This is a genomic window from Paenibacillus sp. JCM 9796 (assembly GCF_055379675.1).
Window position 1 is genome coordinate 5020618 of record NZ_AP043723.1, and the last position, 20206, is coordinate 5040823.

Annotated in this window: 21 protein-coding genes and 1 pseudogene; 17 read left to right on the forward strand and 5 right to left on the reverse strand. The window is 53.8% G+C overall.

Annotated features, from left to right (window positions below; translation table 11 throughout):
* Nucleotides 1–75 precede the first annotated feature (75 nt).
* The 6 genes from ACZ439_RS24110 (at nucleotide 76) to ACZ439_RS24135 (ending at nucleotide 7127) form a co-directional block, all read left to right on the forward strand.
* Entirely contained in the window at nucleotides 76–438 is a 363-nt protein-coding gene (locus ACZ439_RS24110) for an Asp23/Gls24 family envelope stress response protein (protein WP_054798200.1), read from the forward strand.
* A gap of 70 nt (nucleotides 439–508) precedes the next feature.
* Nucleotides 509–2308 (forward strand): DAK2 domain-containing protein, encoded by a 1800-nt coding sequence (locus ACZ439_RS24115; RefSeq protein WP_054798199.1) that lies wholly within the window; start codon nucleotides 509–511, stop codon nucleotides 2306–2308.
* A 70-nt stretch (nucleotides 2309–2378) separates the two neighbouring features.
* Nucleotides 2379–3236: a DegV family protein gene (locus ACZ439_RS24120; protein ID WP_054798198.1), complete on the forward strand. Its 858-nt coding sequence runs from the start codon at nucleotides 2379–2381 to the stop codon at nucleotides 3234–3236.
* Between the two features lie 6 nt (nucleotides 3237–3242).
* Nucleotides 3243–5297, forward strand: a complete 2055-nt coding sequence (recG, locus tag ACZ439_RS24125) for an ATP-dependent DNA helicase RecG (RefSeq protein WP_054800062.1) — start codon at nucleotides 3243–3245, stop codon at nucleotides 5295–5297.
* 101 nt (nucleotides 5298–5398) lie between these two features.
* Nucleotides 5399–5686: a stage VI sporulation protein F gene (locus tag ACZ439_RS24130; protein WP_054800063.1), complete on the forward strand. Its 288-nt coding sequence runs from the start codon at nucleotides 5399–5401 to the stop codon at nucleotides 5684–5686.
* Nucleotides 5687–5798: 112 nt separating this feature from the next.
* On the forward strand, nucleotides 5799–7127 hold the full coding sequence (locus ACZ439_RS24135) for a right-handed parallel beta-helix repeat-containing protein (protein WP_054800046.1): 1329 nt from the start codon (nucleotides 5799–5801) through the stop codon (nucleotides 7125–7127).
* A gap of 59 nt (nucleotides 7128–7186) precedes the next feature.
* Here ACZ439_RS24135 and fxsT read toward each other — a convergent pair whose 3' ends face one another.
* Nucleotides 7187–9592: an FxSxx-COOH system tetratricopeptide repeat protein gene (gene fxsT / locus ACZ439_RS24140; RefSeq protein ID WP_464620295.1), complete on the reverse strand. Its 2406-nt coding sequence runs from the start codon at nucleotides 9590–9592 to the stop codon at nucleotides 7187–7189.
* A gap of 47 nt (nucleotides 9593–9639) precedes the next feature.
* Nucleotides 9640–10122 carry a toll/interleukin-1 receptor domain-containing protein gene (locus tag ACZ439_RS24145; RefSeq protein ID WP_054798191.1) on the reverse strand — a complete coding sequence of 161 codons (483 nt, stop codon included), beginning with the start codon at nucleotides 10120–10122 and terminating at the stop codon, nucleotides 9640–9642.
* A 348-nt stretch (nucleotides 10123–10470) separates the two neighbouring features.
* Between ACZ439_RS24145 and ACZ439_RS24150 the strand changes: the two genes are divergently transcribed.
* The 7 genes from ACZ439_RS24150 (at nucleotide 10471) to ACZ439_RS24180 (ending at nucleotide 14999) form a co-directional block, all read left to right on the forward strand.
* Nucleotides 10471–10926 (forward strand): hypothetical protein, encoded by a 456-nt coding sequence (locus ACZ439_RS24150; protein WP_127608459.1) that lies wholly within the window; start codon nucleotides 10471–10473, stop codon nucleotides 10924–10926.
* Nucleotides 10927–11027: 101 nt separating this feature from the next.
* Nucleotides 11028–11288, forward strand: a complete 261-nt coding sequence (locus ACZ439_RS24155; RefSeq protein WP_054798190.1) for a hypothetical protein — start codon at nucleotides 11028–11030, stop codon at nucleotides 11286–11288.
* 40 nt (nucleotides 11289–11328) lie between these two features.
* Nucleotides 11329–12642 (forward strand): glutathionylspermidine synthase family protein, encoded by a 1314-nt coding sequence (locus tag ACZ439_RS24160; protein ID WP_464620296.1) that lies wholly within the window; start codon nucleotides 11329–11331, stop codon nucleotides 12640–12642.
* A gap of 54 nt (nucleotides 12643–12696) precedes the next feature.
* Nucleotides 12697–13098: a DUF350 domain-containing protein gene (locus ACZ439_RS24165; protein WP_054798259.1), complete on the forward strand. Its 402-nt coding sequence runs from the start codon at nucleotides 12697–12699 to the stop codon at nucleotides 13096–13098.
* Between the two features lie 12 nt (nucleotides 13099–13110).
* A complete protein-coding gene (gene gloA2 / locus ACZ439_RS24170) occupies nucleotides 13111–13500 on the forward strand; it encodes an SMU1112c/YaeR family gloxylase I-like metalloprotein (protein WP_054798258.1) in 390 nt (129 codons plus the stop codon).
* Nucleotides 13501–13781: 281 nt separating this feature from the next.
* The gene (locus ACZ439_RS24175; protein ID WP_054798257.1) at nucleotides 13782–14003 is read left to right on the forward strand and encodes a hypothetical protein; all 222 of its coding nucleotides are present in this window, start codon (nucleotides 13782–13784) and stop codon (nucleotides 14001–14003) included.
* A 195-nt stretch (nucleotides 14004–14198) separates the two neighbouring features.
* A complete protein-coding gene (locus ACZ439_RS24180) occupies nucleotides 14199–14999 on the forward strand; it encodes a (2Fe-2S)-binding protein (protein ID WP_464620297.1) in 801 nt (266 codons plus the stop codon).
* Between the two features lie 63 nt (nucleotides 15000–15062).
* On the opposite strand, the gene ACZ439_RS24185 is transcribed toward ACZ439_RS24180, so the two are convergent.
* The 3 genes from ACZ439_RS24185 to ACZ439_RS24195 all read right to left on the reverse strand — a co-directional run bounded on the left by ACZ439_RS24185 (nucleotide 15063) and on the right by ACZ439_RS24195 (nucleotide 16711).
* On the reverse strand, nucleotides 15063–15257 hold the full coding sequence (locus tag ACZ439_RS24185; protein WP_054798255.1) for a hypothetical protein: 195 nt from the start codon (nucleotides 15255–15257) through the stop codon (nucleotides 15063–15065).
* A gap of 66 nt (nucleotides 15258–15323) precedes the next feature.
* Nucleotides 15324–16151 carry a hypothetical protein gene (locus ACZ439_RS24190; protein WP_054798254.1) on the reverse strand — a complete coding sequence of 276 codons (828 nt, stop codon included), beginning with the start codon at nucleotides 16149–16151 and terminating at the stop codon, nucleotides 15324–15326.
* Between the two features lie 251 nt (nucleotides 16152–16402).
* Nucleotides 16403–16711 carry a DUF3817 domain-containing protein gene (locus ACZ439_RS24195; RefSeq protein WP_054798253.1) on the reverse strand — a complete coding sequence of 103 codons (309 nt, stop codon included), beginning with the start codon at nucleotides 16709–16711 and terminating at the stop codon, nucleotides 16403–16405.
* A 494-nt stretch (nucleotides 16712–17205) separates the two neighbouring features.
* Between ACZ439_RS24195 and ACZ439_RS24200 the strand changes: the two genes are divergently transcribed.
* From ACZ439_RS24200 to ACZ439_RS24215, 4 genes and pseudogenes are all read left to right on the forward strand, one after another.
* A complete protein-coding gene (locus ACZ439_RS24200; RefSeq protein ID WP_464620298.1) occupies nucleotides 17206–18183 on the forward strand; it encodes an HD-GYP domain-containing protein in 978 nt (325 codons plus the stop codon).
* 46 nt (nucleotides 18184–18229) lie between these two features.
* A pseudogene (locus ACZ439_RS24205) lies at nucleotides 18230–18640 on the forward strand (protoglobin domain-containing protein); the annotation flags it as partial.
* 141 nt (nucleotides 18641–18781) lie between these two features.
* Nucleotides 18782–19234 (forward strand): methyl-accepting chemotaxis protein, encoded by a 453-nt coding sequence (locus ACZ439_RS24210; protein ID WP_464621164.1) that lies wholly within the window; start codon nucleotides 18782–18784, stop codon nucleotides 19232–19234.
* 161 nt (nucleotides 19235–19395) lie between these two features.
* Nucleotides 19396–20160 (forward strand): ATP-dependent DNA ligase, encoded by a 765-nt coding sequence (locus tag ACZ439_RS24215; protein WP_464620299.1) that lies wholly within the window; start codon nucleotides 19396–19398, stop codon nucleotides 20158–20160.
* Nucleotides 20161–20206: the final 46 nt, after the last annotated feature.

Sequence of the window (20206 nt, forward strand, 5' to 3'; positions counted from 1 at the left end):
TATTTATTTCTTGCAACAGATATAGTACAATGTTACATAGTCCATCGTAATCTAAATTAAAGGAGCGTTCTAAAGATGGCTATTGAACTGGCTTCACCCTATGGCAAAATATATGTGACGGACGAAGTAGTCTCCGTACTCGCCGGCTCCGCAGCTCTGGAATGTTACGGGCTTGTCGGCATGGCGTCGCGCAACCAGTTCAAGGACGGAATCGCCGAGCTTCTGCGAAGGGATAACCTGAGCCGCGGCGTTGAAGTGCATCGCGATGAAACGGGCATTCTCGCCATTGATTTATATATCGTCGTTAGCTATGGCACGAAGATTTCCGTTGTGGCGCACAACGTTCAAACCAAAGTGAAGTACATGCTTCGCGAAGTGGCGGGATTGCAAGTCGATGCCGTCAACATTTTCGTACAAGGCGTTCGTATCGCCCAATAAGACTAAGCAGAGGCATCAGTTGCGACCGGGCCAAGGGCCTGGCGCGGGATAGGGAATAGCAGGAAGGGGAATGGTCTTTTTGAGTAAGCGCTTCAATGAATTGAACGGTGCGGATTTTATCCGAATGGTGGAGGCGGGGGCTCTTCGGCTGAAGACGAATGTCGATCGAGTCAACGCGCTGAACGTGTTTCCGGTGCCGGATGGAGATACAGGAACGAATATGAATCTAACCCTTACATCCGGGGTCGAGGAGCTGCGGCGCAGGCCGTCCGAACACCTCGGGAAGGCAGCCGAGGCGCTGGCCAAAGGGCTGTTGATGGGTGCACGCGGTAACTCGGGCGTCATTCTGTCGCAGTTGTTCCGCGGTTTTTCGAAAGCCGTGGCCGACCTTAGCACAGCGAACGCGCAGCAGGTCGCAGCCGCTTTTCAGAACGGCGTCGATATTGCGTATAAGGCAGTGGTGAAACCGGTGGAGGGCACCATTCTGACGGTAGCCAAAGAAGCGGCCAAACAAGCGGTCGTGACGGCAAAGCGTCAATCGGATGTGACGACGGTTGTGTCCGAGCTTCTGCGTCAAGGGCAGGACGCTTTAAACCGTACACCCGATTTGCTTCCGGTGCTGAAGCAGGTTGGCGTTGTTGATTCGGGTGGACAAGGCTTGGTATTGATCTATGAAGGGTTTATGTCGGCGCTTGAAGGTCAAGATGAGGTGGTTGAGCCGGCGGATATGCCGTATGTGGCGTTTGGCGCGGTGCAGCCGATCGACGAGCTGCTGGAACCGGAGAATACGGCCGTGAACGTCCAGGCTCACGCCGAACCGAAGAGCGCGCAGGCCCACCTGGCGACGGAAGATATCGAATATGGGTACTGCACCGAGTTCATGATCCGTTTGAACCCGTCCAAGACGGCCTCCCGGCCTTTTGACGAAGCGCTCTTCCGCGAGCAGCTGTCCGCGTATGGAGATTCGCTGCTCGTCGTGGCTGACGACGATCTGGTCAAAATTCATATCCATGCCGAATATCCCGGAACGGTAATGACGCATGCCCAGCAGTACGGCGAGCTGAGCCGGATCAAGATCGAAAATATGCGCGATCAGCACACGCACATTTTGGAATCGGAGCAGCCGTTCGGAACGGTAGAGCCTGCGCTTCAAGCAGCCGCTGCCGCGGTTCCGGCCGAAGCTGCCGCAATCGCGGATACGGACGATTTGAAGCGATACGGCTTCGTAGCGGTGTCCGCAGGCGAGGGGCTGAGCGGAATCTTCACCAGCCTGGGCGTCGATCGCGTGCTGCACGGGGGACAAACGATGAATCCGAGCACGGAGGACATCGTAAAGGCCGTTTCGGAGGTCGAAGCGCATACCGTGTTCGTACTGCCCAATAACTCCAACATCATCATGGCTGCCCAGCAGGCGGTCGAGCTCGTGGAAGACAAGCAAGTGATCGTCGTTCCGAGCAAGTCGATTCCGCAGGGCATCGCCGCCATCATCGCGTTTCAGGAGGAAGCGGCGCCTGACGAGAATGCCGACAATATGCAGCAGGCGCTCCAGCAGGTGCATGCCGGTCAAGTGACGTACGCGGTCCGCGATACGCAGATGGACGGCATCGACATTAAGCAGGGCGATTATATCGGCATTCACAACAGCAAGATCGTCGCTTCGAACCCGGACTTGGTCGCCTCCTGCCGGCAGCTGATCGACAGCCTGCTTGCGGACGGCGCGGAAATATTAACATTGTACGCCGGGGCGGACGCCGAGGAATCGACGACGCAGCAGCTTGTCGCGTATGTGCATGAGGCGCACGGCGACGTCGAAGTGGAAGTGCACGAAGGCGGTCAACCGTTGTACTATTACATTATTTCCGCAGAGTAAGGCACGGTTCGAGACCGTTTCGGTCTCGAGGCGCGTCACCCAATTACCATTTGGACGGGGGGAGGCTCCCATGAGCCAAGTTCGCATCGTAACCGACAGCACAGCCGACATTCCCAAAGACGTACGCGAGAAGCTGGGGATCGAGATGGTGCCCTTGAAGGTATTGTTCGGCACCGAATCTTACCGCGACGCCGTTGATATTAGCGCAGATGCGTTTTATGATAAATTGACGGGTTCGAACGTCATGCCGACTACTTCGCAGCCGTCGCCGATCGAATTTCTCGAAGTGTATCAGCAGCTGGCCGAACAGGGGGACGGACCGATCATCTCGATCCATCTGTCTTCGGCGATGAGCGGCACGTACCAGTCGGCGCTGATCGCGAAGACGATGATCGACGATAAGATCGACATTGACGTCGTCGATTCGAAGTCCGCGTCTTACGGCTTCGGTCTGCTCGTCGTCGCAGCGGCGGAAGCCGCACGGCAAGGGAGGAGCAGGGAAGAAATCTTGGCAATGATTGCCGGGATTCGCGAAAGCACGAAAATATATTTTCTGGTCGATACGCTGGAATTTCTGCAAAAAGGCGGACGTATCGGCAAAGCGGCTGCATTGGTCGGCTCGCTGCTCAATATTAAGCCGATCTTGTCCATCAGCGACGACGGCCAAGTGTTTTCCGTCGATAAAGTACGCGGCACGAAGAAAGCGATGGGCCGCATTGCCGAGATGCTGAAGCAGGATTTCGGCCATCGTCCTCTTCATCTTATTTTTGCTTATACGAAGGGGCAAGAGCATGCGCAGGAGCTGCAAAGGCAGCTGGAGTCTCAATTTCAAGTGCAGAGTATCAACTATACGCAAATTGGCTCCGTTATCGGAGCTCATGCCGGACCGGGAACCATTGCGGTGTTTGCCTATCCGGCTCAGGAGTGAATGAACATGTCGATCGATTTGTACACAGTACCGGTCGGTCAAGTCGTCGGCGTTAAAGGAAAGAAGCTGGAGGAGCTGCACGCGCTTGGCATTTCAAGCGTGGGGCAGCTTCTTGATTATTATCCTTTCCGCTACGAAGATTACACGCTTCGCGACTTGACCCAGGTAAAGGATGGGGACAAAGTTACGGTGAAGGGTCAGATCGTCGGCATCCCGCAGGTGCAGATGTATGGGCGAACGAAGTCGCGCATGCTCTGTAAGGTGCTGGTCGATACCTGGTTCGTGACGGCGGTTTGGTTTAACCGGCACTTTCTGAAGGACAAGCTGACGAGCGGCGCCGAGATCGTGCTGACCGGCAAATGGGATCAGAAGCGGCAGCACATCACCGTAACCGAATCCGAATTTCCCGGACAGGGCGCTTCACAGACCGGAACGTTACAGCCCGTCTATTCCATATCCGGGGCGTTCACGCAAAAGTGGTTCCGCCAAACGATGAAGCAGGCGCTGCTTCAGTTCGGGGAGATGATTCCCGAGGTGCTGCCGGCCGAGCTGCTGTATAAATATGAGCTGCTGCCGCGTAAGGCCGCCGTGAAGCTGCTGCACATGCCCGGCAATATGGAGCAGGGGCAGCGGGCGCGCCGTCGCATGGTGTTCGAGGAATTGTTCCTGTTTCAGCTGAAAATGCAGGCTTACCGGGCGATCAACCATAAGCGCGCCGACGGCGTCGCGCACCCGGTCGATCTGCCGGCCGTGCGGGCGTTCGTCCGTTCGCTGCCGTTCACATTAACGGATTCGCAGAAGAAGGTGATCGCCGAAATTTTGCATGATCTGCAGCAGCCTTACTGCATGAACCGTTTGCTGCAGGGCGACGTCGGTGCGGGAAAAACGGTCGTCGCAGCGGTTGCTTTGTTCGCCGTCGTCAAGGCCGGGTACCAAGGCGCGCTGATGGTGCCGACGGAAATTTTGGCCGAGCAGCATAAACGCTCGCTTGACCGCTTGTTTGAGCCTTACGGCATCCAAACGGCGCTGCTCACCGGGAGCCTGACGGCCCGCGGGCGCCGCGACGTCTTGGGCGCGATGCAGATGGGGCTCGTCGATATCGTCGTCGGGACCCATGCGCTGATTCAGGAAGACGTGTTCTTTCGCGCGCTGGGGCTCGTCGTAACCGACGAGCAGCATCGCTTCGGCGTCAACCAGCGCAGCGTGCTGCGCCGCAAGGGCATGAACCCGGACGTGCTGACGATGACGGCGACGCCGATTCCGCGCACGCTGGCGATTACGGCGTTCGGCGATCTGGACGTGTCGACGCTGCGGGAGCTGCCGAAGGGGAGGAAGCCGATCCAGACTTATGCGGTGCCGCATTCGATGCTGGAGCGCGTGCTCGGGTTTATCAACCGCGAGGTCGAGTCCGGGAGGCAGGCGTATGTCATTTGTCCGCTGATCGAAGAATCGGAGAAGCTGGATGTGCAGAACGCCATCGATATCCACGCGCAGCTGCAATTTGCGTTCCCGTCTTACCGCGTCGGGCTGCTGCACGGCCGCATGTCGCCTGGCGAGAAGGACGAAGTGATGCGCGAATTCAGCGAAGGACGCGTGCATGTGCTCGTCTCGACGACCGTCATCGAGGTAGGCGTCGACGTACCGAATTCGACGCTGATGGTCGTTTACGACGCCGACCGGTTCGGGCTCTCGCAGCTGCACCAGCTCCGCGGCCGGGTTGGCCGGGGCGAGCATCAGTCGTACTGCGTGCTCATCGCCGACCCGAAGAGCGAAGTCGGCAAGGAGCGCATGAAGGCGATGACGGAGACGAACGACGGCTTCGAAATCGCGCGGCGCGACCTGGAGCTGCGCGGACCGGGGGATTTCTTCGGAACGAAGCAGAGCGGGGTGCCGGATTTCCGCCTGGCGGATATGGTGACCGACTTCGAGGTCATGGAGCAGGCGCGCGACGACGCGGCGGAAATCGTCCGGCGTCCGGAATTCTGGACCGGGGCGGCGTACGTGCCGCTCAGGAGCTTCTTGCAGCGGGAGCACATTTTTGAAAGCGAGATGCTGGACTAATTCATGATTTGGGTGCCCGAAGGGTAAACATGGTCAAGCCATCCGTCATAGACTTACGGTATAGGTATGTTTCTATGCTGAAATTGACGGAGGTGGGCGGCGTGAGCTACACGAAATACGGTTTTGACCCCGCACAGGTGGAACGGATCAAGCAAAAGATGAAAAACCCGGAGACGAAGGAACGGGTGAAGATGATTCTGCAGGGCGTGACGAAGGCCGATTTGCAGGATCGGGTGAAAGTGCGGCGTTTCGTAGGGATGCTGACCAAGGCGCTCGGAGAAAAGGTAACGGATCTCCAAATGGAGAATTTGGTAAATTTCATAATTTCGCAAAAAATCGATCCGAACAATACGTTCCATCTTATTAAATTGTGGACCATGTTCCGTTAAACGGAGCATGGTTTTTTTGAAGATCTTCCCGGCTGCATTGTCAAACGTTCAGGCTACGGCTATAATTTTCATAGATTGCTAGATTATGTAGATTTACGGGAGGTACATCGGTATGCCATCGGACTCTTCTTCAAAGCAACAGACGTGGTCGCGGCGCAAGCTGCTGGCGGCGATCGGTACGGGCGCAGCGGGACTTATGTTGGGAGGGAGCGCAAGCTTCGAGCGGACCGCTTCGGCGGCAGCTCCGCTTCCCTCGGCGGCGGGCCCTTGGTTGAACGTTAAAGATTACGGCGCCAAAGGCGGCGGGCTCGTCTTCGAGAATGATGCGCCGGCCATTCAGGCGGCAATCAATGCGGCCGGGTCTTCCCGGTTCGGCGGCACGGTGTACGTTCCTCCAGGACGATATATCATCGATGCGCCTTTGTTTCTGTATTCGAATGTCCGGTTGATCGGAGACGGGCCCGTTTCTTCGGTCATCAAGTCGAACCGTTCGTCGATGGTGATGGTGCAGGGCGCGAAACTGAAGCAGTCGTCGGTGGAACGGCTCGGCTTTGAAGGCTCGGGATCGCTGACAGGCCGCAACGACTTGCAAACGGAGAAGGCGATCGCGCTGACGGAATGCGAGCAGGCTATCGTCCGCGACTGCGCGTTCCAGGCGGTTGCCAACGGCGTCTGGCTAACCGGCTGCCGCGAAACGACGGTGGTCGGCTGTTCGTTCATCCGGCTGTACTCATCGGAAAGCTTGTACGAAGGTTACGGAATCGTTGCTGAGGCGGGCGAGAAGCTCGGCCTTGTCGACAACCGGTTTCAACAGCTGGACAAGCCCTGCATTTACGTATCGGGCGGCTGCTCGCATTCCACGATCGCAGGCAATACGGCTGAAGCTTGCAAGGAATCGCTAATTACCGTTACGTCACCGCTCAAGGCGTGCTCCCACTTGCGGATCGAAGGAAATACGGTGACGTCAACCGGTCTGGCCGCCGGGGAGAAGAGCTGCAGGCATGGAATTGTGCTGCGCCATTACTGCACGGATAACGTAATTGCCGACAATAGAATCGCCGGCGCGTCCGCGGCCGGCATTTGGCTGGAAGGCGACGGGGCGGCGGAGGCTGAACGCCCGAAGAGCAATCTGATCGCCGGCAACCGCATCGTAGATTCGCCGAAAGGCATCGCGCTGCTGAACAGCGACGCCAACACGGTGAGCGGCAACGACGTAAGGCGGACGAAGGTCGGCATCGAGCTGGACACGTCCGGCGAGAAGGACGGTTCCGTTTGCCGGGATAACGTCATCACCGGCAATACGGTGTTTCGCTGCACGGAGGCCGGCATCCGCCTTGCCACGCAGCGCTGCGAAGCAAACGCCGTCTTCGGCAACGGCGGCTCCGCGAACGGCGAAGCGTTGGCCGATGCGGGCAAGGGCACGATCCGCAGCGGGTTTTGAAGTAATGAGGAAGGCTCGGCGCGCATTGGCGCCGAGCCTTATTCATCTTCACCCATGTACTAGTTTAGAATGCTCCTGTATTTGGTAAGGGTTGAAGTGAAATTCAAGAAATCTTTTTGGAGTTCGTAGGCAACCAACAAGCATTCAACAGCTTGTTTAATTAACGGATGGCCGGGTGCCAGTTTTTTTTCATAGATCCGAAGTGCCTTGTTGAAATACGTAACCGCCTTATCCAAATAGAACGGAAGACGCGTCATGCAATACGAGCATCCCAAATTGAGATAACTCTTCGCTAACTCGCTATGATCGGATTTATAAAATTTTTTCTCCATAGCCAGTCCTTGTTCCAAATATTCAATGGCTTCGGTCGTTTTTCCTAAACTTTGATAAGCCGTTCCAATATTAACGAGCTGCGTTGCGGCTTCCAATGAACCGTCCGGGAATGCTTTTTGATTGATGGCAAGCGATTTTCTGTAAAATTTGATGGCAAGTCGATGCTTCCCTTTATGATTATAAGCGAGACCTACGTTGCAAAGGCGAACCGCTATTTTCGGGTGATCCATGTCCAGGTATTGACGGTCGATCCGGTAACAGCGTTTAAAATAAGCGAGCGCTTCGTCATATTGCTCCTGATTAATGAGCGCCAGTCCGAGGTTATTGCAATCGGTTGCCACTTTGGGATGCTCGCGGCCAAACAACTCCTCATCCATCCCGAGGGCTAAACGGCAATGCTGCTCCTGCTCATTGAATCGGTGAAGATTGCTGTAGGCTTGACCGAGGAGAATGTGGCAGGTCGCTATGGAAGGATGCTTGTCGCTGTACAAATCCTGTAACAACTTTATGTTTTGGTTAAGAATTTCTAACCCTCGTTCGTTTTGATCCAGTCTTAAAAGCAGCTCGGCATAGTTGCCATTAATATTGACGGTTTGCAATGATTTTTTTCCGAATTTTTTCCTTGACCCCCGCAGTGCTTGAATAAAAAATGTTCTCGCTTCGGGAAACCGATTCGTTTTCAACAACAGCAAGCCGTAATGATTGCAGGTGGCGTACTCGTTGCTTGCCTTACTTCTCGAAATCAATTGTAGCGCTTGTTGATACAAAGACTCCGATTTTGCGTATTGTGCCATGCGGTAATAGGTAAAAGCCAGCCCGCTGTAGGGGTCGATCAAGCCTTCATATTGTTCGCCTAAAGACTTTTTGACCCAATCGATCGTTTCTTCATAAACATGGATCGCTTTTTCGTAGCTGGAGGTTAGCGTGAAATACTGTCCTAAAAAAGTCATTAAATCAATGGCTTGATCCGTAAATTGATCCATTTGCAGCGCATGTTCGGTAGCGCGTACCAGATGGGGAACAAGCCGTTCGCCGCTAGCGGTGATCTCCAGTTCCGTTTCGTTGCATTTGGAGGTCGATTTTTCCAATAGCCGCAGCACCAGACGCAGCGTCTCCCGTTGCCGGGATTCCGGCAATCCCGCGCGTACAATCTCTTGGATCAGCCGGTGCATGGATAGCGAAGCCTGATCCGCATGAATGATAGAAAAACGCCGTAATTCATAAATATAAGAGTTAAGCGTTAATGAATCCCTAATGGGGTAGTGTTCGAGCTCCAAATCTGTATCGTCCTGGACAAACAAGTCCTTGGGGATATCCTCAGGATGAAGGAAGCTCATCGCGTTAAGCAGACATAGCGCATCCGGCTTACTATCGCGTATTCGCTCCAGCGCTAGTTCCGTGACCTTAACTACCGTAAAATTGTAATTGTACGGTTGGAAAAGCTGGAGCAGCTTTGACTTATATTTATTGTATTCCTCGATATAATCTGCAAGTGAACAGCGGGTGGCTTCAATGTAGGCCCCTGCTTGTTCCAGCGCTAGTGGAAGATTGCCCAGAAGATTGGCCAACTGAAGGGCGGCAGCAGGGTCTGAAACGCCGGATCGCTGCTGGAGATACAACGCTGAATAGTCAGGATCCAGGAGGCCCAGTTCAATCGGTTCGGCAGCATGCATCCAGTTCGGGTTTCTGCTCGTGAGCAGAATGTTACCCCGGACCTCGTCCGGTAAAAAAGTTTGAAGAAGCTTAGGATCATCCATATTATCAAAAACTAACAGCCACCGTTCGTTCGCGCCAAGCCAGTTTTTGACCAGTTCCAGATTGCTGCGTTGCTCCTGATCCGGGTCTATGGGTAATTTCAGCTTTTCTCCGAGCCCGATAAAATCTTTCAGCGCCAGCGTTTCATCTTCTGCGCTCATCCAGTAGATCAGGTCGTATTGATCTTTGAATGTACGGATGTATTCGTACACAATCTGGGTCTTGCCAATCCCGGCCATACCGTGAATAGCAAAAATGCGGTTAGATACCGCTGTATGAACATGGTGGTTCAGATCGGCTATAAACGTATCTCTGCCTACGAAGTTTTTGTTTTTCAGGTGGTGCGGAATATTCCAGTGTGAACGTCTGGCAGACACGGTTTGTGGGCCCATCAAGTGTGTGTCTGATTGTCCCGATGAGCCTGCTAGGGGTTTACACGATTACCCGGAAACGGAACAGTCTTTGCCGCTGCTCCCGGAAAAACGGGTGCTTGATTTGGCTTTGCCCGCCCTAGCTGCACGCCTTGAAGCAGCGCTTCTTCCGCTTCATCGGCCGGTTTGTCGAGCAGGTCGATGTAGATGAGCGGTTTTAACAGACCTTCCAGTTCGCATGGTTTAACGCGCACAGTCAGCAGGGTAGACTGATTACCAGTCGGATCATGAACAAATGCACTTGCCCATTCCGGCTGCGTAAATGCTGAATTCAAATAATCTTGCGACAACACGGCGATGGTTCTTTGGCATTGACTGGCAGCTTCCTGCATTTTTAGAATAAAATTATTTCCCGGTCTGAAATCCCAAGCCTGGATGACGGTTTGATAACCTTTTGCTTCCAACACCCAAGCGATCCATTCCGCCCACTGCACGTCGTTCTTGTTGTAGCTAATAAAGAAGTCTTTATTCGACATATTCATACCCCTCATCATTCGCTATAAAAGATGGAAACAGCTATATATTCGACATCATCCATACATTTCCTTTTATTGCCCGACATGTGAGCTTGTCGCGCTGCCGGTGTACGCGCCTGGGAAATGTACCTGATTTTATCCGAAGGCGCAACTTTGGAGCCCGAAAGTGCGTCTAAGCGAAATGGTAATGGGTAATGCGGCCGTTGTTACGAAACGAATCTTTAGGCGCGGTTTCACGTATGAATGGTACGGATGCCGGATAAGGGCGGATGCAGCCCGCAGGCTGCCCGAAGCGCGGACGACGCCTTGATGCCTCCGCGCGGTCGATGACGGAAAGGAGCGGTTTACTTGGCGCGATTGGAATATCGGTTATATACGGAAGGCGGCGAGACGTTCCCGGTCCTTTATTACTACGAGCAGATCGGGAGAGACGAGGCGGCGCTTCGGTTCGCTTGCGATTATTTCGTCAAAAGCGGACGGGTGTATGAAAAAACGTCATGCGCCGTCGAGTCGGACGGTTACGTCATTTATGTGAAAGAAGCTGAAGAGGAACGAACGATGCCATGGCGCCGGCCGGATGTGAACGGCCCGCGCGGCATCTACATGGAGCTGCGGGAGTACAGCGAAGGCACAGCCGACTACCGGCTGGTCGAGACGTACCGCTTCGCCGATACGCTGGAAGCAATGCTGCATGTGCAAGCGAATTATTTATATGCGGAAGGTCGGGAGTGGCAGCGCACGTCTTCGGAAATCGATGAAGACCGCGAAACGTATGTATATTACGCCATTTCGACTTCGACGTAAATGAATGCAATAGCCCGGAGGGAGAGGCGGCGGAGTTTGGCTTGCCCGGCTCCCGGGCTATGTAATCGCGGTCAGCCGCAAGGGGAGGAGTGAAACGAACGATGGGTCTAACGAAAAGCAGAACGCGCAAAGTCGTTTCGCTGTTCGTCGCTTCGGCGCTCGTGATCGGCGGTGCGGCCGGCTGTTCAAGTAACGGCAGCTGCACGGATCGAAATCAAGACGGCTATTGCGATGACGGAAGCGGGGGACATTCGTCGGGCTACTACGGCGGCTCCAGCGGTAAGGTGAAAAGCAGCACGAGCGGTGCGACATCCGGGATCAGCAAGGGCGGTATCGGCAGCAGCGGGAGCTCCGGCTCTTGACGTGACGGCTCGGGTACAATCGAAACGGAGGAGATGGACCATGACCAAGGAAAGCCGGAGGGTTGCAGATCTCACCTATGCCGAGCGTCGAGAAGCGCTGTATGAGCCGCTGCGCCGGGAAGGCGTGTTCACTTGGGATTGGTTGTACGGCCAAGAGTATGCACTGGCCGGGCTGTGCCGTATCCGCCGGAGCCGGCTTGAGGAGATGCGCCGCGCTGCGGAGGCGCTCGGGCACGTGTATGCGCGCACCGTGCAGATCGTACAGCAGGGCGAGCCCGCTTTATGGACGGAGCTCGGGCTGCCGGAGGCGTCGTTCGGCGCGCTGCGGCTTCGCTTTGATGACACGGTGCCGACGATGATCGGCCGGTTCGATTTTGCGCTGACGCCGGACGGCCTTAAGATGCTGGAGTTCAACAGCGATACGCCGACGGGCATCGTCGAGGCTTTTCACGCGAACGGGCGCATCTGCGCAGCCTACGGCGCGGAGGACCCGAACGCGGGCTGCAGCGAGGCGCTGGGCGAAGCGTTCGAGCGGATGCTGCGGCTGTACCGGGAGGCCGGTTACCCGACGGAGCGCTTTGTGTTCAGCGCGCTCGGCTGGCACGAGGAGGATGCGGGTACGACGCGCTACCTGCTGCAGCAGTCCGGCGTTACCGGCGCTGCGTTCGTGCCGCTGGCCGACCTGCGGGTGAAGGGCGAACGCCTATGGGCGCCCGGCCTGCCGCCGGCCGGCTCGACCGCCTTCGCTGAGCCGCCGCTGCAGCCGGTTGACGTGTTATACCGGCTGCACGCGCTTGAGAAGCTGGCCGAAGACCGCGACACGGACGGTTACCCGACCGGCGAGCATGTGCTGCGGCTGATTGCGGACCGCCGGTTGGCAATCGTCAATCCGCCGTCGGGCTTTGCCGCGCAGACGAAAGCGCTGCAGGCGCTCATCTGGAACCTGCACGAAGCGGACGAGTTTTATACCAAAGAGGAGCACGACACGATCAGGCGGTACATGCTGCCGACTTACTTGGAGCCTTGCTTCGAGCCGGGAACGCCGTATGTGGCGAAACCCATACTCGGGCGGGAGGGCAGCAGCGTCACGATCTATGACGGCAGCGGCGCCGCCCGGGAATCGAGCGGCGAACAGGAGTACGCCGATCAACCGATGGTGTACCAGCAATTTACCGAGCTGCCGCCGATCCGGGTAGAGACGGCGAACGGCCCGTTCGACGGTCGTCTCCTGTGGGGCTGTTTCCTGATCGATGGCAAAGGTTCGGCGGTCATCGCGCGCGTCGGCGGAACCATCACGAGCAATTTATCCTATTATTTGCCGTGCGCTTTGGAGGAAGAGGGCACTGAAAGCTAATTTGCGGGAGGAGAATCGAAGGTGGAGCAATTCGAAAGTGTCGTTAATTTTTTCATGTATTTGGGGGTTACGGTGCCGCTTGTCGGGTTAGGGCTATTGTTTTTCAACCTCGTCACGCCTTACAATGAGTTCCGGTTAATTCGCGATGCCGGGGATGTCACCGATCCGGTCAAGGCGGCGGCAGGCAAAGCGGCGGCCTACGATCTCGGCGGCAAGCTGATCGGTCAAGTGCTGGTGCTCACTTCCGCGGTGTATCATTCCCTGGGGCTTGTCGATTTGATCGTATGGGGATTGATCGGCATCGCCTTCCAGATCCTTATATTTTACTTGTTCGAATTGTTGACGCCATTTAAGGTGTTGGCCGAAATTCCCAGGGGAAACGTCTCCGTCGGCATCTTCTCGTTCTGCTTGAGCCTCGCCTCCGGTTTGCTGATGGCCTCGCTGATCAGTTACTAAGGAGCGGACGCGATGATTCCTATTAAACGCATTCATCATGCCGCCATCATTTGCTCGGACTATGAAAAATCGAAGCACTTTTACGTAAACATCCTCGGACTTACGGTACATAACGAAACATATCGCGCCGAACGGAACTCCTATAAGCTGGATCTGAGGGTCGGCGGCATCTACCAAATCGAGCTGTTCTCGTTCCCCGAAGCGCCGGTGCGCTCGAGCTATCCGGAGGCCCGGGGGCTGCGGCACTTGGCTTTCGAGGTGGACGACGTGGAGGCGGCGGCCGCCCGCCTGACCGCTCAAGGCGTACAGGTCGAACCGATCCGGGTTGACGAGACGTCGGGCAAACGGTTCACATTCTTCGCGGATCCCGACGGACTGCCGCTCGAGCTGTACGAAGCTTAGCGCTGCCAGGAAGGAATAACCGCGCGCAAGACAGGAACGAAACGAAGCGCCTGCTGCCGGCAGGCGCGTTGCCCAGCATGCCCCGCAAGAAGATGTGCCGATCTCGGGCGGTCCCGGGACCGGTCTTCAGAATATGACAACGAAGTTGAAAGAAGGACGGTCCTGGAATACGGCTGGACTCGTTTGCCGGATTGAACCATCTGAAGAACTTAAGATCGTTGCATCGGCATAACGAACCGTTCGCAGCTGCGATCGGTAGCAAGGAGCGGGAGGGGTTGTGCATGGGAGGGATTTTCATCTTTGTCGCGGCCGTTGCCGTCAATTTGATGTTGCTCCTGTTTACCAGTCTGATCGGGGTTGTGCTGATGGATTTGTCCCTCATCGTCACGTTATTAATCGTCGTCTACGAGAACCAATTGAAGCTGCTGTACGGGGGAGCCCCGGAGCCGGACTTATCGAGGCGGGAGGCTGCGGCAGGCGGAGCAATCCAAAGAGGAATTTGACGAGAGTGATTTGCCGAGCGCCAAGGACATTATAGAGTTGCCGGATCGTGACGACGAAAGGCGCAGCGACAACTAGTCAAATTGAACGTGGTAAAAGAAAGCGTCTTCGGTTATAATTGAAAATGAAAATCGTTATCAGCCTATAACGAGGTTAACTTTCCTTTATCGATCCGCGAAAGAAGGCGCTGCATCCTGATGGACTTTCTGACATTGGAACAAAAATATCATATTCGTCGAGAAGACCCGGAGCACTTGATTTGTTCGATTCCTGCCGCCGAATTGCTGGAGAGGCCTAATATGCAGCAGTTTCTGGAACTTTACGGGACGCGTATCCACGCGCTTGAACCGGCTGCGTCCGCCGCTTATTTCAGCGGATGGCTTGGTTATGCGGCGTTTGCACAGCAGTATGCGCTGTCGTTTCACAATCAGGCGTTAGACCTGTCGCTCTCAAACTTCGTTGTGCAGCTGCACGTCAAGGAGAGCTATACGGCTATCTCGTTTAAGCTCGTTCGCGAGGCGGCGCAGCCGGCTCCCGCCGGGGAAGCAGAAAGAACCGCGTGGCTGCGCCGAACGCTGACGGAGCTCTACGGCACGACGTTTCGTCCGCTGCTGGAGGCCGCTTCGGAGGCCGCGGGAATCGAAGTCGGCCAATTATGGGGTCAATTCCCGACGAAGCTGAATTACTTGATGGACGATCTATTGGCGGAGGCGGAAGAGCATGAGCTGCGTGAGCGGATTGCTCAAGACTACAACCGCTTAAGACAGGAATTGAACGGCGAGGTGTTTGGCCGTGCCAAAAATCCGCTCGACGTCAAAATTCGCTGGATGGAAGACTTGAAAGATCCGGACAAGCGTATCCGTATGAAAAACGCCTGTTGCTTGTATTATCGAACCGAAGGCGGCTTTTGCTGCTATACGTGCCCGCGCTTGACGGAAGAGCAGCGCGAGGAGCGCCGTACACAGGCGCGGAAGACGGCAATCGCGCAGGGCTCTTAGCGCTAGGGCTTGCCATACCAAACAAAAACGGAACGAAGGTCGATGACTTTCGTTCCGTTTTCATTAGGCGTGATAGCTGCCGACCGGTTCGTTCAATACCCATTCAAGCAGCATGATTTGTTCGTCGAGCCGGTCGATTTGCTGCCGCAGCGGATGGTTGTCCGCGCCCGCGGCTTCGTTTTCCAGCCGGGACTCCAACGTTTTCTTCTGCATCAGAAGCTCGTTGAGCTTGCGTTTCACTTGATTTTCGGTTCTCATCGTTCCCACCTTTCTTCTCTGGTATGATCTTACCAGAAAAGGGGAGAGCCGAAAAGGCTGGTCCGCTTAAACCATTTCTGCGTAGACGTGTTTATGAGCCTGGCTCAGGAAGGCATCGGGAACTGGGGCCTGAAGCTCGTAGAAAGGAACCGCGCGAACTGCTGCGCGGCACATCGCGGCGGTTTTGGCCGATTCATGCGTGTCGAGTGCTTGAAAGGCCAGTAAATGCCGCAGTCGGCTGACGGCTTCGGTTTCGCTGAGCCGAATTCGGCGAGAATGGAGCGTAGGGCGGTTCAGCAGACACTCGTCTAGCTCGCCATTCAGATGGATTTCAAGCGGATTTCGCAACGAACCGCTGCGGAAAGGCGAATTGAACGCCCGGAGATGATCGCCGGACACTTTAATCAGCGCAGCTTCATCCGATAACAGGGTGTGGGCAAACGGCTTTTCGTTCGTCATGAATGGCCGTGGGGAGGACGTATCGGCGGACATGAGGACACGACCGTCTTCGATCCAACAAGTCGCCCGTACGAGGAGTCCCCAATCCCGGTATGTAATGAGCGCGCTGTACAACGTCAGGAGAGCCTGATTTAAAGCCAAAAGATCATACGCCTCGATCGTTGCTTCCGAATAGTCGCGTGAGACGACGATCAGGAAGTCGCTTCGCCAATATTGTATGAATGCCGCAGTGCAGGAAATTTGCGCTGGCCGCCCGTCGAAGGATTGACCGTACCCTACGTTCGCGCTCAGGATGAGGTCGATCGGGGAGGCGAAGGTATAGCTGGTTGCCGGAACCGCGCAAAATGTACGCGCCGCCCACGTATATAACGTGTCCGAAGGCACTTCCATAACGAGACGGTGTTCGGCAATGTTCAATTCCAGCAAATGAAACATGCAAATCCCCTTTCTATAAATACGATACAAACCGTATAACGTCAGCTGTGACCTTTTACATTGCCGATAGTTTTCTGAAAGGAACAAGAGCTGCTCCATTATGTAACTATAAGATACGAAATGTATCGAGTCAAGCGCTTTTATACACCGTTTGTATCCTAGATAAGAGAAAAGCGGAACTAAGGCATCCTCGTTCCAGGCTATCAGGCCGTAAAGCCCGGATATGAGCCGGAATGAAGATCCTTGTTCCGCTACTGCGGGATAGTTGGCCGCTGCTCTTTTCTCAGCCTCAGGTCGAACAGGAATGGCCCGAACGGCACGAAGGCGGCAATAATCGCAAGCCCTATTTTCCCCATGGACCAGCGATGCACGAAGGCAGCGTTGGCAATGGCCAGCAGGTACAGCACGAAGAAGAGGCCGTGGAGTTGCCCGACTGTCGTAACGGCTTGCGGCATCTCGAAGGCATACTTCAGTGGCATGGCGATTCCGAGCAGAATGAGGAAGGAAAGGCCCTCGATCGCACCGATCAAGCGCAAACGTCCTAGAGCGGTTGTGAGCATCGTTACACCTCGAATGACATTTATCGTTTAAAACTCACTCTTCATTATAACAACAGGCCGCAGGGAACACCATGGACGAGATGTGAACATGAATCGAAATCAAATATTGATAATCTTCGGTATAAGATTGCTTCGATCGGATATCCTAACTAAGGACGGTGACAAGAGAGGTGTGGTTCCGTTGGGCGATCTAACGAGCAATACCAGGGAAGTTGTTATTGAAACCAAATAGGAGCGAGGGGATGTGCCGCAGACACGTTAATGTAGTGCTAAACTGCATGGTGTGATCAAGGTTTGACCCGAGGTTCAGAAGGTTCAAGGCAGTGTACCCATTCCATCACCGTCAGGGACTCCGAGAGGAGTCCTTTTTTAATGCATGGATAATCGAACGTGTGTTCTTTGTTGGCCGTAAACAGGCCTGGACATTTGTGCGAAAGACGTGCTATTGTAACTTTGGTTACATTTATTTTGCATAAAGAATAAGGGGAATGGCCTTGAATCAGAACTTACGTATGTTCCTCTCGTTATCCGATGCCGTCATTATTACCGATGCCGACCATCGTATTCTTGATGTGAACCAGACATACGAGGAAATTACCGGGTACAAACGCGAGACCATCATAGGTGCCAGAGCAAGCATTCTAAAAACGAAATTTACCACAGAAGCGACCTATAGAAGCATGTATGAGGCGTTGTATAAAAAAGAGAGCTGGGCAGGCATTTTTATCAATAAAAAGAAGAGCGGCGAACTTTGGCATTCTTCCATTTCGATTACTCCTTTTCTTATCGAAGGGGAGTGGTTCTACGTCGGACTGTTCAGGGAACTGGAAGATTTGCGAGAAGGCATCTACATAGCGGAAGAACGAAGAAGCTCCTTTCAAGCCGCGCTTTTGAAAGTGCTGGCTATTTCCTGTGAAATCAGAGATCCCGCGATCGAGGAACATCTAACAAGAGTCCAGCAACTAACGGAGCGGTTAATAACGACTCATAATGAGCGCTTGAATCTTAAGCTGAAGGATGAATATGTCCGCAGTGTAAGTCACTCCAGCATTATGCACGATATTGGGAAATCCGGGGTACCCGAAGGTATTTTATATAAGCCGGGGCAGTTAACAAGCTATGAACGTTTAATTATTGAAATGCATCCGCTCATTGGTGTAGATATTCTCGAAAAAATAAATGCAGAGCTGGACGATGAGTTTTTTAAAGATGAATTCGATGTAGCCAGAAACATTATCCTGCACCATCACGAGAAATGGGACGGATCTGGTTATCCTCATCGATTGAAAGGCGCTGACATCCCATTAGAAGCTCGTATTGTCAGTGTGGTGGATGTTTATGACGCTTTAACTTCACGAAGGCCTTACAAGGAAATTTGGGGAAAGGAGAGATCATTGGAATTCCTGCTGGACCACCGTGGATCGTTCTTTGATCCGGATATTATAGATTCGTTTCTTCTTATAATGAAATAAAAGTAGAGTAAGCAGATTTGACTTCATGATGCAGAGGAGCGTACCCATGCTAAACTTATCGGAAGCACGAAAACAACAGCTTGATTACATCGGCATTACCAGCGAAGATTTAACGCTTTTGCAAAGTAAAGAACCTATATTTAAAGAAGTCGTGGACACACTGGTTGATGAACTGTATGAACGGATCATGCAGCGATCAGAACTGAAACGGATTATTGAGGCTCACAGTACGGTTGAACGATTGAAGGAGACGCAAAGGTGGTATTTTCTTTCGCTTGCGACCGGTACCATTGACAATGAATTTATTGAAAAAAGGATTTTTATAGGTCAGGTTCATTCTCGAATCGGTTTAACGACGCAGTGGTATTTAGGAACGTATTTGCTGTATTTGGACTTGGCAACCCATCATTTCAAACGGACGATGCCTGACGCATGGTTATCGGTCATCCAAGCGCTTACCAAAATGTTTAATTTCGATTCTCAATTAGTTTTGGAAGCTTATGAATTCGAAGAGAAGAAGAAAGTCCAAACGCTCGCTGATGAACGGGGCCGTCTCTTGCACGGGATTAGTTCCGCCGTCCAGGAACTTGCTTCGATGATGGTGGAACTCAGCAGCAGCAGCCAATCGGTTGCAGATTCCGCTATTCGTTCCTCGGAATCTCAGGATAAATCCTATCATATGGTGCAATCGCTTACTCAAGAAGTGACGCATATTGAAAATATGGGTTCCCTGATCAAAGAAATATCGGATCAAACTCATTTACTTGGTCTCAACGCGGCCATTGAAGCGGCGCGCGCCGGTGATCAGGGGCGCGGCTTTGAGGTTGTAGCCAATGAAGTTCGTAAATTAGCTTCAAGGTCGAAGGAGGCGCTTGAGCAAATTCAGGAGAAGCTTGAAGTGATTTCACGTTTACTGCAAGAGGTTGAGCATGAGTCCCACCAAACGTCCATCCAAGCGCGGACCCAGGCGGCCAGTTCCGAGGAGTTATCTTCGTTTGTGCAGATGATTGAGAAAGTGACCGCTGATCTTGAGCAATTGCAATCCAACTGAAACCCCAGTGATTCCCTGATTATTCGTGCATAATCCCCGTGGTACAATGATTGCGGGTGATTCTTATGTTCATAGCGCCGATGCTGCTTGAATCACGTCCGGAGCCATTCTCAGACGACGGATGGATTTTTGAACCGAAACTTGATGGTCATAGGGTGATCATGTCGCGGCAATCCGATGAAACCAGATTATGGACGATGCAGGGGAATGAATGCACGAGGCAATTTCCCGAGCTGCACCTGCCGCCAATGGACGGCGATTTCGTGCTGGACGGCGAAGTCTGCTGCACCGATCCGGAGACAGAAGCGATAGATGTTGAGCTTGTGATGGAACGATTCCGGCTGAAAAAGAAAAACAAAATCGATGCGTACTCGAAACAGCAGCCGGTGAATTATATAGTTTGGGACATTTTGTTCCATAAGGGTCGGGATTTGCGGCAGCTGCCGCTAATGAAGCGACGCTCGATTCTGGAGTCTGTTCTTGAGTCGAATCCGAATATATCGATCGTGCCGCATATCGATGGCCGCGGTGAGGATCTATGGGAATATGTCGTGGCGAACCGAATGGAGGGGATTGTCGGAAAGCGGAAAAACAGTAAATACGTGTCCAGGCAATCCCATGATTGGCAGCAAATTATTAACTACCAGTATGCGGATGTGTACCTTGCAGGGTATCGTAAAGATGGATCGGGTTGGCTGATTCATCTGGAAGAGAACGGCAGGCTGCGTCCTTCAGGCATGCTCGAGCTTGGGGTGACGGCTGAGCATCGAGAAACGTTTATGAGCCTGTCCCGGAAACTCCAAGCCCGTGAAGGCCCCAGCTTTGTCTATTTGGAGCCGAAGATAAGAGCTCGGGTGAAATACCGGAACCGGACGCGCGGCGGGATGCTGCGGAAGCCGGAGCTTGTTCAAATTTGTGCAGAATGAACGCATGCATGAAGCGGGTGGATCGGCTATACTCAGGAGAGTGCAG